This is a genomic window from Enterobacter sp. 237C8, assembly GCF_034106865.1.
Taxonomy (GTDB): domain Bacteria; phylum Pseudomonadota; class Gammaproteobacteria; order Enterobacterales; family Enterobacteriaceae; genus Enterobacter; species Enterobacter asburiae_B.
This window is the reverse complement of sequence record NZ_JAWNDF010000011.1, coordinates 67,111-81,002: the sequence shown is the minus strand read 5'-3', so window position 1 is coordinate 81,002 and position 13,892 is coordinate 67,111. Positions and strand designations below refer to the sequence as shown.

Annotated in this window: 12 protein-coding genes; 8 read left to right on the top strand and 4 right to left on the bottom strand. The window is 57.4% G+C overall.

Features of this window, described 5'->3' with window-relative positions; translation table 11 throughout:
• Positions 1-22: 22 nt before the first annotated feature.
• The 3 genes from metF to metB form a co-directional block, all read right to left on the bottom strand.
• On the bottom strand, positions 23-910 hold the full coding sequence (metF, locus tag USF70_RS19920; RefSeq protein WP_033146931.1) for a methylenetetrahydrofolate reductase: 888 nt from the start codon (positions 908-910) through the stop codon (positions 23-25).
• Between the two features lie 226 nt (positions 911-1,136).
• A complete protein-coding gene (locus USF70_RS19915; RefSeq protein ID WP_032662744.1) occupies positions 1,137-3,569 on the bottom strand; it encodes a bifunctional aspartate kinase/homoserine dehydrogenase II in 2,433 nt (810 codons plus the stop codon).
• A 2-nt stretch (positions 3,570-3,571) separates the two neighbouring features.
• Positions 3,572-4,732 (bottom strand): cystathionine gamma-synthase, encoded by a 1,161-nt coding sequence (gene metB, locus USF70_RS19910; RefSeq protein ID WP_320735946.1) that lies wholly within the window; start codon positions 4,730-4,732, stop codon positions 3,572-3,574.
• Positions 4,733-5,008: 276 nt separating this feature from the next.
• Here metB and metJ point away from each other — a divergent pair, with 276 nt between their 5' ends.
• Positions 5,009-5,326, top strand: a complete 318-nt coding sequence (gene metJ, locus USF70_RS19905; protein ID WP_007369220.1) for a met regulon transcriptional regulator MetJ — start codon at positions 5,009-5,011, stop codon at positions 5,324-5,326.
• Positions 5,327-5,374: 48 nt separating this feature from the next.
• On the opposite strand, the gene rpmE is transcribed toward metJ, so the two are convergent.
• Complete coding sequence (rpmE, locus tag USF70_RS19900; RefSeq protein ID WP_003862040.1) at positions 5,375-5,587, bottom strand: 50S ribosomal protein L31; 213 nt, start codon at positions 5,585-5,587, stop codon at positions 5,375-5,377.
• A 200-nt stretch (positions 5,588-5,787) separates the two neighbouring features.
• Here rpmE and priA point away from each other — a divergent pair, with 200 nt between their 5' ends.
• The 7 genes from priA to rraA all read left to right on the top strand — a co-directional run bounded on the left by priA (position 5,788) and on the right by rraA (position 13,747).
• Entirely contained in the window at positions 5,788-7,983 is a 2,196-nt protein-coding gene (gene priA, locus USF70_RS19895) for a primosomal protein N' (RefSeq protein ID WP_087822923.1), read from the top strand.
• A gap of 119 nt (positions 7,984-8,102) precedes the next feature.
• Entirely contained in the window at positions 8,103-9,128 is a 1,026-nt protein-coding gene (gene cytR, locus USF70_RS19890; protein ID WP_023309683.1) for a DNA-binding transcriptional regulator CytR, read from the top strand.
• Positions 9,129-9,221: 93 nt separating this feature from the next.
• Positions 9,222-10,211: a cell division protein FtsN gene (gene ftsN, locus USF70_RS19885; RefSeq protein WP_232938986.1), complete on the top strand. Its 990-nt coding sequence runs from the start codon at positions 9,222-9,224 to the stop codon at positions 10,209-10,211.
• 94 nt (positions 10,212-10,305) lie between these two features.
• Complete coding sequence (gene hslV, locus USF70_RS19880) at positions 10,306-10,836, top strand: ATP-dependent protease subunit HslV (protein ID WP_008501802.1); 531 nt, start codon at positions 10,306-10,308, stop codon at positions 10,834-10,836.
• 9 nt (positions 10,837-10,845) lie between these two features.
• Positions 10,846-12,180, top strand: a complete 1,335-nt coding sequence (gene hslU / locus USF70_RS19875) for an HslU--HslV peptidase ATPase subunit (RefSeq protein ID WP_023309685.1) — start codon at positions 10,846-10,848, stop codon at positions 12,178-12,180.
• A 68-nt stretch (positions 12,181-12,248) separates the two neighbouring features.
• Positions 12,249-13,169, top strand: coding sequence for a 1,4-dihydroxy-2-naphthoate polyprenyltransferase (gene menA / locus USF70_RS19870; RefSeq protein WP_320735945.1), 921 nt, complete (start codon positions 12,249-12,251; stop codon positions 13,167-13,169).
• A gap of 92 nt (positions 13,170-13,261) precedes the next feature.
• Complete coding sequence (rraA, locus tag USF70_RS19865) at positions 13,262-13,747, top strand: ribonuclease E activity regulator RraA (RefSeq protein ID WP_023309687.1); 486 nt, start codon at positions 13,262-13,264, stop codon at positions 13,745-13,747.
• Positions 13,748-13,892: the final 145 nt, after the last annotated feature.

Sequence of the window (13,892 nt, the reverse complement as noted above, 5' to 3'; positions counted from 1 at the left end):
TAATACGAGGGCTTTGTGCTTATTACGCCGGACGAACGCCCAGCGTATGGCAAATGGCGTAGCTCATCTCCGCGCGGTTCAGCGTATAGAAGTGGAAATCTTTCACCCCTTCACGGCTTAAAATTTTCACCATGTCCATCGCGATATTGGCCCCCACCAGCTTGCGGGTTTCCGGGTCATCGTCCAGCCCTTCGTACATTTTGGACATCCACAGCGGAATGCGGACATTGGTCATATCGGCGAACTTCTTCGCCTGTTTGAAGTTAGAGACCGGCAGAATGCCCGGGATAATTTCAACGTCGATGCCCGCGGAGACGCAGCGGTCACGGAAACGCAGGTAGCTTTCCACATCAAAGAAGAACTGGGTAATGGCGCGGTTCGCGCCGGCGTCCACTTTACGCCTGAGGTTCAGCAGATCGGCCTGGGCGCTTTTCGCTTCCGGATGCACCTCAGGATAAGCGGCAACGGAGATATCAAAATCAGCCACCTCTTTCAGCAGCGCGACCAGATCGGCGGCATACATGTCCGGCTTACCGCTGCCCGGCGGCAGGTCACCGCGCAGAGCGACGATATGACGAATGCCGTTATTCCAGTAATCCTGGGCGATGGCCCGCAGCTCGTCGCGGGTCGCGTCGATACAGGTGAGGTGCGGCGCCGCTTCCAGACCGGTACGATCTTTGATGCCTTTAATGATGCTGTGCGTACGGTCACGCTCGCCGGAGTTAGCACCGTAAGTCACGGAGACGAACTTCGGCTTCAGGCTGCTGAGACGATCGATAGAGCTCCACAGAGTTTGCTCCATTTCACTGGTGCGCGGCGGGAAAAATTCAAAAGAGACGTTAATCTGGCCGTTTACTTCGGCCAGGCTCTGATTCAGTGCTTCCCGCTGGTTGGCGTGAAAAAAGCTCATACCTTACCTCTATCAATCGCATGTCGTTATTTGTTGTGTTGTGAACTTCTATACGTTTAGACGTCCAGATGTAAAAATGACGGAAAAGCGGAGGGACGTCAACATAAATAATCAACAATAACGGTGAGGTTTGCTCAGGGAATATGAGGGAAATTCAGGATGAGGGTGAGTGCGGTCTGAGGCCCTCACCCTAACCCTCTCCCACAGGAAGAGGGAAAATCAGGCTTTACAGCAGCTTAGCCAGACGGTTGATGTCGGACTGAATGGCTCCAGCGGTGACATCGCGTCCCGCGCCAGGGCCGCGGATCACCAGCGGGTTATCGCGATACCAGCGGCTTTCGATGGCGAAGACGTTATCGCACGGCAGCAGCGCCGCCAGCGGATGTTCAGGACGCACCGCCTCGACGCCGACTCGCGCTTTTCCGTTGGCCTCGAAACGCGCCACATAGCGCAGCACCAGCCCCATCTCGTTCGCCGCTTCCAGACGCTGTACCATCTGCTCGTTAAGCTCTTCACCATTTTCAAAGAAATGATCCACAGAACCTTCTTCACAGCCGGCAGGCACCAGCGATTCGACGCGTACGGCGTCCGGTTCGATGTCATAACCGGCTTCACGCGCCAGGATCACCAGCTTACGCATCACGTCTTTGCCGGAAAGGTCAACGCGCGGATCGGGCTCGGTTAAGCCCTGCTGCCACGCCTGATCCACCAGGTCGGTGAACGGTACGGTGCCGTCAAACTGCAGGAACAGCCAGGAGAGCGTGCCGGAGAAGATACCGCTCAGCGCCAGAATGCTGTCGCCGCTTTCAATCAGGTCACGCACGGTGTGGTTAACCGGCAGGCCAGCCCCAACGGTGGCGTTATAGAGCCAGTGGCGCCCTGTTTTTTCAAACGCGTCGTGGATCTGGCGGTATTTATCGGTGCTGCTCGCCCCCGCCAGCTTGTTCGCACTGATGACGTGGAAACCGTGGCTGGCGAAATCCAGATACTGATCCGCAAGCTGTTCGCTTGCGGTAACGTCCAGCACCACCAGATCGTCATACGGGTGCGCACGCATCCAGAGGAACAGCGACTCTTCATCCTGCTCTACGGCTTCATCATTAAAGAAGGCAAGCGCGCGGCTGGCGTCCAGCCCTTCGTAGTTCAGGAGGCTGCGGCGGCTGTCCACCACGCCCGCAAGAATGAATTCAAATCCGGTACGCGCCGAGAGCGTCACCTGTTCGCGGGCAAACAGTTCCAGCCAGCGGGAACCGATGTTGCCTTTCCCGAACAGCACCAGGCCGATGCGCTTTTCCGCGCGGAACAGGGAGGTGTGCAGACCCTGAATCAGGCTCTCGGTTGGGCCTTTACGCAGGACGGCGACCAGGCTGATGCCCTCTTCCGACTGCCAGGTGAATTCCACCGGCTGGCCTTTCAGCTGCTGCCAGAAGCGGTGGCAATGCAGCGGGTTACGGGTGACGCCCGCGCCCACCATCGCCACCAGCGCCAGCCCCTGACGCAGGCGAAGCTCGCCCGGCAGGCCCGCTTCATCCAGAATTTTCAGCGCGCTGTCCGCCACTTCCGCGGTATAGCAGAACTGCAGCAGCTGGCGATCGTTATGCACGCCAACGGCCAGCGGACGCACCTGGGCGCGTTTCAGGATCGTGTCGATATCTTTATGCGCCAGCTTGAAGTCCTGGCCCGCAGGCACCTGGAACTCAATCAGGCAGATGTCGTCGTGGCTGGTGACAATACGCGCCCCGGTACCGGACGCCAGCACGCGCTCAATACGCGTAGAGCCTTGATCCGGGGTGTAACTGCAGCGCAGCTGGAGGTCGATATCGCTGCCGGAAACCGGCTGCAGCGTGCGCGCGTGCAGTACCGGCGCGGCCAGACGCGCCAGCTCGCTGGCTTCGTCGAGACGCAGCAGCGGCAGCAGGCAGGCATCTTTTACTTTGCGCGGGTCCGCGCTGTACACACCGGCCACGTCGCTCCAGATGGTGACGCGGGACACGCCCGCCAGGGCACCAATCTGCGTTGCCGAGTAGTCGGAGCCGTTACGGCCCAGCAGCACGGTTTCGCCCGCGTTGCTGCGGCTGATAAAGCCGGTGACGACAATACGTTTGCCCGGGTGCTGCACCAGCAGCTGTTGCAGCAGCGGGTAGGACAACCCTTCATCCACCTGCGGCTGCGCGGCGCGTTCGGCGCGCAGGAAATCACGCGCGTCGAGCCAGGCCGCTTCCACGCCCAGGTGTTGCAGCACGGCGGCCATCAGGCGCGCGGACCACACTTCACCGTGGCCCACCACTTCGGCATACACCGCGTCGGTAATTCCGCTGTCCAGCAGGGCAGCCAGACGCTCAAGGTCATGCGTAAAGGCGCTGATCAGCCCGTCCGCCACGTCCGCAGGCAGCAGGCCGGCAATCAGCTCGCTCTGGTAACGGCGTAAGGACTGTTGCACCTGATGCGCAGAAAGGCGATCGGTCTGGCTCAGTTTCAGCCAGCTAATCAACTGGTTGGTGGTGCTGCCCGCCGCCGAGACAACCATCATGTCACCCGGCTGTGAATATTCCGTCATGATCCCTGCAACGCGCAGGTAACATTTCACATCAGCAAGACTACTACCACCAAACTTGTGCAGTTGACGACCCTTCGCCCCTGCCTGCGCTATCACACTCATGATTACCCCTTGGCTGCGATCCGGAAGGCATTTTCCAGATCGGCAATTAAATCTTCAGAATCTTCAATGCCGGTTGAGATACGCAGCAGCGTCTCAGAAATTCCGGCGGCGGCACGAGCTTCCGGTGCCATACCTGCGTGCGTCATGGTCGCGGCGTGGGAGATCAAGCTTTCAACCCCACCTAAGGATTCCGCCAGCGTAAACAATGACAGCCCGCCCAGGAAGCGACGCAGCGTTTGCTCGTCACCGTCCAGTTCAAAACTTAACATCGCGCCAAACCCTTTCTGCTGACGCGCGGCAATCTCGTGCCCCTGATTTTCCGGCAGCGACGGGTGATAAAGCTTTTTCACCAGCGGCTGGGTTTTCAGGAAATCGACAATCGCCTGGGCATTGCGCTGCGCCACGTCCATGCGCGGCGACAGCGTGCGGATGCCGCGCAACAGCAGATAGCTGTCGAAGGCCCCCGCGGTGACGCCAATATTATTGGCCCACCATGCCAGTTCGGTGACAACGTCGGAATCTTTAGCAATCACCACGCCCGCCACCACATCAGAATGGCCGTTCAGATATTTAGTGCATGAATGCAATACCAGATCGGCACCCAGTGCGAGTGGGTTCTGAAGGGCCGGACTGAGGAACGTATTATCCACTACACTTATCGCTCCCGCATCCCTTGCGAGCTGACAAATTTTCGCAATATCGACAACGCGCAACAATGGATTGCTTGGACTTTCCACCAGAACCAGCTTCGGTTTCTCTGCCAGGGCCTGTTTCAGCGTCTGTTCGTCGTTTTGATCGACAAACAGGACGCGATAGCAGCCGCGTTTCGCCAGGCTGTCAAACAGGCGATAGCTGCCGCCGTAGCAGTCGTGCGGCGCGACCAGCAGATCGCCGGGTTTCAGGAACACCGTGGTCACCAGGTGAATAGCGGACATCCCCGTATTGGTTAATACTGCACCTGCGCCACCTTCCAGCTCGGCCAGCGCGCGCTGGGTCACGTCACGCGTAGGGTTGCCACGACGCGAATAATCATGCGCGCGGGGTTCATTAAATCCGGTGAAATTATAGGTACTGGAAAGATGAATCGGCGGGACAACGCAGCCGTACTGCTCGTCATCATTTAATCCGCTACGCACTGCAATAGTGGCCTGTTTACGCGTCATGGTGAGGGCTTCCTGGCGAATGAGGTGAAAAGTCAGGCACCAGAGTAAACACTGAAAGTATGGACGTCAATACATCTGGACATCTAAACTTCTTTGCGTATAGATTGAGCAATGCGCAAATAGCCGTTAAAATTATATGCTTTAGTGCACGCTGCAGCGGCAATATCCGTGCCACGGTATCGTCTCTACGGTAAACTAGACAAGATTGCGGTTCAAAACGGGTGGTTACAGGTTTTGCACCTTTAAATAAATGACTGAGAGGATTAAAGGTATCTCATGGCTGAATGGAGCGGCGAATATATCAGCCCATACGCTGAGCACGGTAAGAAGAGTGAGCAAGTAAAGAAAATTACGGTTTCCATTCCTCTGAAGGTGTTGAAGATCCTCACCGATGAACGTACGCGTCGTCAGGTGAATAACCTGCGCCACGCGACCAACAGCGAACTGCTGTGCGAAGCGTTTCTGCATGCGTTTACCGGTCAACCGTTGCCGAACGATGAAGATCTGCGTAAAGAGCGTAGTGATGAAATCCCGGAAGAGGCGAAGGTGATCATGCGTGAACTGGGTATTGACCCGGATACGTGGGAATACTGAGAAGCGGATACAAAAAAGGCACCTTGCGGTGCCTTTTTTTCGGGAAACTTATTTAGCGCCCGGGATGCTGAAACGCTTGTTGAAGCGGTCAACACGGCCACCGGTTGCAACGTCACGCTGCTTACCAGTGTAGAACGGGTGGCATTTGCCGCACACGTCCAGGTTCAGATCGTGACCCACGGTAGAGCGGATCTGGATAGAGTTACCGCAAGAACAGTTTGCAGTAATCATTTCGTATTTCGGGTGAATATCTTTTTTCATGGGAGAACCTCAGTTAAGGCCGCGTCGCTCTTCCAGCCCTAACGCCAGACACCACGCGATGTTGATTGTAAGTTCTTTGGCGTAAAGTACACCAAAGGCGGCGAATCATACAGAATTTGACCAACGTATGCAAACTGATCCGCACGCCGCTTTTACTAATGTGTATACTAACGCGCCACTTTTCAAGTCAGGAAGATTCGATGCCCGTCGCTCACGTTGCCCTGCCCGTTCCGCTTCCCCGCACCTTTGACTACCTGCTGCCCGACAGCATGAGCGCCAAAGCGGGCTGCCGCGTGACCGTGCCGTTTGGCAAACAGCAGCGCGTGGGGATCGTCGTCTCCGTCAGCGATAAAAGCGAATTACCGCTTAACGAGCTGAAGTCGGTCGTTGAGGTGCTGGACAGCGAGCCGGTTTACTCCACCAGCACCTGGCGACTGCTGCTGTGGGCGGCGGATTATTATCATCACCCGATTGGCGACGTGCTGTTCCACGCCCTGCCCATCATGCTGCGCCAGGGCAAAAGCGCCAGCCATGCGCCGATGTGGTACTGGTTTGCCACCGAGCAGGGCCAGGCGGTGGATATCAACAGCCTGAAGCGATCGCAGAAACAGCAGCAGGCGCTGGCGGCGCTGCGTCAGGGAAAAATCTGGCGACATCAGGTCGACGAGCTTGAGGTCAGCGAAACGGCGCTACAGGCCTTAAGAAAGAAAGGGCTGAGCGAACTGGCCAGCGAAGCTCCCGCTCTTTACGACTGGCGGGTGAGTTTCTCCGTTTCAGGGGATCGCCTGCGTCTGAATACCGAGCAGGCCACCGCCGTGGGCGCGATTCATAGCGCCTCCGATCATTTCTCTGCCTGGCTGCTGGCGGGGGTCACCGGTTCCGGCAAGACCGAAGTCTACCTGAGCGTGCTGGAAAACGTGCTGGCTCAGGGCAAACAGGCGCTGGTGATGGTGCCGGAAATTGGCCTGACGCCGCAAACCATCGCCCGATTCCGCGAGCGCTTTAACGCGCCGGTTGAGGTGCTGCACTCCGGCCTGAACGACAGCGAACGCCTCAGCGCCTGGCTGAAAGCCAAAAACGGCGAAGCGGCGATTGTGATCGGCACCCGCTCGTCGCTGTTTACGCCGTTTAAAAATCTTGGCGTTATCGTGATCGACGAAGAGCACGACAGCTCCTATAAACAGCAGGAAGGCTGGCGCTATCACGCCCGCGATCTGGCGGTCTATCGCGCGCACAGTGAGCAGATTCCCATTATTCTCGGCTCCGCCACGCCTGCGCTCGAAACGCTGCACAACGTGCGCCAGCGTAAGTACCACATGCTGCGCCTGACGCGTCGGGCGGGGAATGCCCGTCCGGCCATTCAGCACGTGCTGGATCTGAAAGGTCAGCAGGTTCAGGCCGGGCTAGCGCCTGCATTGATTACCCGCATGCGCCAGCACCTGCAGGCGGGGAACCAGGTCATTCTGTTTCTGAACCGCCGCGGATTCGCCCCCGCCCTGCTGTGCCACGACTGCGGCTGGATTGCCGAGTGTCCGCGCTGCGACCACTACTATACCTTCCACCAGGCCCAGCGGCATTTGCGCTGCCACCACTGCGACAGCCAGCGCCCGGTGCCGCGCCAGTGCCCGTCGTGTGGTTCAACCCATATCGTACCGGTCGGTCTGGGGACGGAACAGCTGGAACAGGCGCTTGGCCCCTTCTTCCCGGACGTGCCTATCTCGCGTATCGACCGGGATACCACCAGCCGCAAGGGCGCGCTGGAACAGCAGCTGGCGGAAGTGCATCGCGGCGGCGCGCGCATCCTGATTGGCACCCAGATGCTGGCCAAAGGCCACCACTTCCCGGACGTCACGCTGGTTGCCCTGCTGGACGTAGACGGCGCGCTGTTTTCTGCAGATTTCCGCTCAGCCGAGCGCTTCGCCCAGCTTTATACCCAGGTGGCAGGGCGTGCCGGTCGCGCCGGTAAACAGGGCGAAGTGGTGTTGCAAACGCACCATCCTGAGCACCCGCTGCTGCAAACTCTGCTGCATAAAGGCTATGACGCCTTTGCCGAGCAGGCGCTGGCCGAACGCCAGACCATGCAGCTGCCGCCGTGGACCAGCCACGTCATCATCCGCGCGGAAGATCACAATAACCAGCAGGCGCCGCTTTTCCTGCAGCAGCTGAGAAACCTCCTGCAGGCCAGCCCGCTGGTGGATAATCAGCTGTGGATCCTGGGCCCGGTGCCAGCGCTCGCGCCAAAGCGCGGCGGACGTTTCCGCTGGCAAATCTTACTTCAGCACCCCTCACGTGTTCGCCTGCAGCATATCGTCAGCGGCACGCTGGCGCTCATCAACACGCTGCCGGAAGCGCGAAAAGTGAAGTGGGTACTGGACGTCGATCCCATCGAAGGCTGAAGACGGATCGAAAAATTTAACGCTCCTCACACTTTTTATGAAAATTCTGTAACCGATTCCATTAACTATCTGTAAAAATGGTGATGTCAGAAGTTCGGTGTTCAGGCGAGGAGAAGACGTTGAAGTCCAGGAAAGAGGTTGCACCGGCGACCATGAAAGACGTTGCCCAGAAAGCACAAGTCTCTACGGCAACGGTATCCCGCGCATTAATGAACCCGGATAAAGTCTCCCAGGCGACCCGAAACCGGGTAGAGCAGGCTGCGCTTGAAGTGGGCTATTTCCCACAGGCGATGGGGCGTAACGTCAAACGCAATGAGTCTCGCACCATTCTGGTGATTGTGCCGGATATCTGCGACCCCTTCTTCAGCGAGATTATCCGCGGTATTGAAGTTACGGCAGCGGAACAGGGTTACCTGGTGCTGATTGGCGACTGCGCTCACCAGAACCAGCAGGAAAAAACCTTCATCGATCTCATTATCACCAAGCAGATCGACGGCATGCTGCTGCTTGGCTCCCGCCTGCCGTTTGATGCCAGCATTGAAGAGCAGCGTAATTTACCGCCGATGGTGATGGCCAACGAGTTTGCGCCGGAGCTGGAGCTGCCGACGGTCCACATTGATAACCTCACCGCCGCGTTCAACGCCGTAAACTATCTTCAGGAACTGGGGCATAAGCGTATTGGCTGTATTGCCGGGCCTGAAGAAATGCCGCTGTGTCACTATCGCTTACAGGGCTACGTTCAGGCGCTGCGCCGTACCGGCGTCACCGTCGATCCGCACTACATTGCGCGCGGTGACTTTACCTTCGCCGCGGGTGGACAAGCGCTTGAGAAACTTCTGGACCTGCCTGAGCCGCCAACCGCCGTATTTTGTCACAGCGACGTGATGGCGCTGGGCGCATTGTCGTACGCCAAACGCCGCGGCCTGCGGATACCAAAAGATTTATCGATCATCGGATTCGACAATATTTCGCTTTCAGAATTTTGCGATCCGCCGCTCTCAACGGTCGCTCAGCCGCGCTACCAAATCGGCCGCGAAGCGATGCTCCTTCTGCTGGATCAGCTTCACGGTCAAACAGTTAGCAGCGGCTCGCGGTTGCTGGACTGCGAACTGATTGTCCGCGGCACTACCCAGGCATTGACTTAAAGTAAACGTCTTTCGGATACCCTTATCTGGTCAAAGCCCCGCCGCTTAAGTAACATGGCGGACTGACGAACGAATAAATACAGCGAAACGATAGTGGCACAACGAGATTATGTACGTCGCGGCCAGCCGGCACCTTCGCGACGCAAAAAGAGTAGCTCAAGGAAAAAGCAACGTAACCTGCCTGCTGTCTCGCCAGCAATGGTCGCTATTGCTGCGGCTGTAGTCGTCGCCTTTATTGGTGGCCTGTACTTCATCACGCACCATAAAAAAGAAGAGTCTGAGGCGCTTCAGGCCAGTAAAGTTGCCGGAAATGGCCTTCCTCCGAAGCCTGAAGAGCGCTGGAGGTATATCAAAGAGCTGGAAAGCCGTCAGCCCGGGGTGCGTGCGCCAACCGAACCTTCTGCGGGTGGTGAAGTGCAGAATGCGAATCAGCTGACGGATGAACAGCGTCAGCTGCTGGCCCAAATGCAGGCCGATATGCGCCAGCAGCCTACGCAGCTGAACGAAGTACCGTGGAATGAGCAGACGCCAGCACAGCGCCAGCAAACGCTGCAGCGACGTCAGGCGCAACAGCAGATCCAGCAACAGCAGCAGTGGGCGCAAACCCAGCCGGTGCAGCAGCCGAAAGCACAGCCGCGGGTAACGGAACAGCCATACCAGCAGCAGACGCGTACGGCGCAGTCTCAGCCTGTCCAGCAGCAGCCGAAAACGCAGCCGCAGAAACAGGCGGCTCAGCCGTATCAGGATCTGCTCCAGACGCCAGCGCATACCACCGCGCAGCAGCCGAAAACGCAGCAGGCCGCGCCGGTGACCAAAGAGACCGAAGCGCCGAAGCAGACGGCTGAGAAAAAAGACGAGCGCCGCTGGATGGTACAGTGCGGTTCGTTCAAAGGCGCAGAGCAGGCGGAAACGGTACGTGCTCAGCTGGCCTTTGAAGGGTTTGATTCGCGTATTACCACCAATAACGGCTGGAATCGCGTGGTGATTGGTCCGGTCAAAGGCAAAGAAAATGCCGATGGCACCATTTCTCGTTTGAAAATCGCCGGCCACACAAACTGCATTCGACTCGCCTCCGGGGGTTGAAACCCCCGAAATCCCCCCCATCTATCATTTAATTCAGCCCTGAGCACAGGCTCAGGGCTTCTGTTTCCCGATTCTGTAACCAGGGGGTCTGCTCGTGACAACAATAGTAAGTGTACGCCGTAACGGCCATGTGGTAATCGCCGGTGATGGCCAGGCCACGCTGGGTAATACCGTCATGAAAGGCAACGTGAAGAAAGTGCGCCGCCTCTACAACGACAAAGTGATCGCCGGTTTTGCAGGCGGCACGGCGGACGCCTTCACGCTGTTTGAACTGTTTGAACGCAAACTGGAAATGCACCAGGGTCATCTGGTGAAAGCTGCCGTTGAGCTGGCGAAAGACTGGCGTACCGACCGCATGCTGCGCAAGCTCGAAGCGCTGCTGGCCGTGGCCGATGAAACCGCCTCGCTGATCATCACCGGTAACGGTGACGTCATTCAGCCGGAAAATGACCTGATTGCCATCGGCTCTGGCGGCCCTTATGCCCAGGCTGCAGCCCGCGCGCTGTTGGAAAATACCGACATGAACGCGCGTGATATCGCGGTGAAGGCGTTGGATATTGCAGGTGATATCTGCATTTATACCAACCACAACCACACCATCGAAGAATTGACCTCCAAAGCGTAAGGATCTCCCATGTCTGAAATGACCCCACGCGAAATTGTCAGCGAACTGAACAAACATATTATTGGCCAGGATAACGCCAAGCGTTCCGTCGCTATCGCCCTGCGTAACCGCTGGCGTCGTATGCAGCTTGATGAAGAGCTGCGCCACGAAGTGACGCCGAAAAACATTCTGATGATCGGCCCGACCGGCGTCGGTAAAACCGAAATCGCCCGTCGTCTGGCGAAGCTGGCTAACGCGCCGTTCATCAAAGTGGAAGCCACCAAGTTCACCGAAGTGGGCTATGTGGGTAAAGAAGTGGACTCCATCATCCGCGATCTGACCGACTCGGCGATCAAGATGGTGCGCGTCCAGGCGATCGAGAAAAACCGCTATCGCGCGGAAGAGATGGCCGAAGAGCGCATTCTCGACGTGCTGATCCCACCGGCAAAAAACAACTGGGGCCAGGCAGAGCAGCAGGCGGAACCTTCCGCGGCGCGCCAGGCATTCCGCAAAAAACTGCGTGAAGGCCAGCTGGACGACAAAGAGATTGAGATCGATCTCGCTGCCGCGCCAATGGGTGTGGAAATCATGGCGCCTCCGGGCATGGAAGAGATGACCAGCCAGCTGCAGTCCATGTTCCAGAACCTGGGCGGCCAGAAGCAGAAAGCGCGTAAGCTGAAAATCAAAGACGCGATGAAGCTGCTGATTGAAGAAGAAGCGGCGAAGCTGGTAAACCCGGAAGAGCTGAAGCAGGACGCTATCGACGCGGTTGAGCAGCACGGTATCGTGTTTATCGACGAAATCGACAAAATTTGTAAGCGCGGCGGCAACAGCTCCGGTCCGGACGTATCCCGCGAAGGCGTTCAGCGCGACCTGCTGCCGCTGGTTGAAGGCTGCACCGTCTCCACCAAGCACGGCATGGTGAAAACGGACCACATCCTGTTTATCGCTTCAGGGGCGTTCCAGGTTGCCAGCCCGTCGGATCTGATCCCCGAACTGCAGGGGCGTCTGCCAATTCGCGTTGAGCTGCAGGCGCTGACCACCGAAGATTTCGAACGTATCCTGACCGAGCCAAACGCCTCTGCTACCGTACAGTACAAAGCGCTGATGGCGACCGAAGGCGTGAACCTCGAGTTCACTGAAGACGGTATCAAGCGTATTGCCCAGGCCGCATGGCAGGTCAACGAAACCACCGAGAACATCGGTGCGCGTCGCCTGCATACCGTGCTGGAACGCCTGGTTGAAGATATCTCTTATGACGCGAGCGACCTTAACGGTCAAACCGTTACCATTGACGCAGAATATGTGAGTAAACATCTGGATGCGTTAGTGGCAGATGAAGATCTGAGCCGTTTTATCCTATAATCGCGGTTACTGGATTCTCATCACGTTTAATGGGGGCTAATGCCCCCATTTTTATTGGCTAAATACTTATGACTGACATCAGCCGTACTCAGGCGTGGCTCGAAAGTCTGCGCCCTAAAACGCTTCCTCTGGCCTTTGCCGCAATTATCGTCGGCACCGCCCTTGCCTGGTGGCAGGGTTATTTTGATCCGCTGGTCGCCGCGCTGGCACTGATTACCGCCGGCCTGCTGCAAATTCTCTCCAATCTCGCCAACGACTACGGCGACGCGGTAAAGGGCAGCGACAAGCCGGACCGCATAGGGCCACTGCGCGGAATGCAGAAAGGGGTGATTACCCAGGCGCAGATGAAACGCGCGCTGATTATCACCGTAGCGCTGATCTGCGTATCCGGCCTGGCGCTGGTGACGGTGGCGTCTAAGACCACCAGCGATTTCATTGGCTTCCTGGTGCTGGGTTTACTGGCCATTATCGCGGCCATCACCTACACCGTCGGCACGCGTCCTTACGGTTATATTGGGCTCGGGGATATCTCCGTACTGGTGTTCTTCGGCTGGCTGAGCGTGATGGGAAGCTGGTACCTGCAGGCGCATACGGTGATCCCTGCCCTGTTCCTGCCCGCGACCGCCTGCGGTCTGCTGGCGACGGCGGTGCTCAACATCAACAACCTGCGCGACATCGACAGCGATCGCGAGAACGGCAAAAATACCCTGGCGGTTCGTCTGGGGCCGGTCAATGCGCGCCGCTATCACGCCTGTCTGCTCATTGGCGCGCTGGTTTGCCTGGCGCTGTTTAACCTGATTTCCTTGCAGAGCTTGTGGGGCTGGCTGTTTGTGCTTGCCGCGCCGGTGCTGATTAAGCAGGCTCGCTTTGTGATGCGTGAACTCAGCCCGTCCGCCATGCCGCCGATGCTGGAACGCACGGTAAAAGGCGCGTTGCTGACTAACCTGTTGTTCGTCATCGGGATTGTTTTAAGCCAGACGCTGCGTTAGCTGACAAATATCAATTAACAATTGATGATTTTGCCAACAACGCATTTCGCACGATATACTGAACACATTCGCAGCAACTGAGCGTTAAACCTATGAAATACGATACCTCCGAGCTTTGTGACATCTACCAGGAAGATGTCAACGTCGTTGAACCGCTGTTCTCCAACTTTGGTGGGAGGTCGTCGTTTGGCGGTCAAATCGTCACGGTGAAATGTTTCGAGGACAACGGGTTGCTGTACGATCTGCTCGAACAGAATGGCCGCGGCCGCGTTCTTGTGGTCGACGGCGGCGGTTCCGTGCGCCGTGCATTAATTGATGCTGAACTGGCCGGCATTGCCGTCCAGAATGAGTGGGAAGGCCTTGTGGTGTACGGTTCCGTACGTCAGGTGGACGATCTGGAAGACTTGGATATCGGGATTCAGGCCATCGCGGCCATACCGGTAGGGGCGGCGGGTGACGGCATCGGCGAAAGCGACGTGCGCGTCAATTTCGGCGGCGTGACCTTCTTCTCCGGGGACCATCTCTACGCCGATAATACCGGCATTATCCTGTCCGAAGACCCGCTGGATATCGAGTAGTAAAAAGTCAGCGAGAACCATAAAAAAACCGCCAACAGCAATGTGGCGGTTTTTTTGTCCCCTCAGGATTCGCGGTCCGTTGGGAAGTTTTGCAGACTAACACCAGGGAGTTTCATCATACTCTCGTCCAAACCTTGGGCAACCC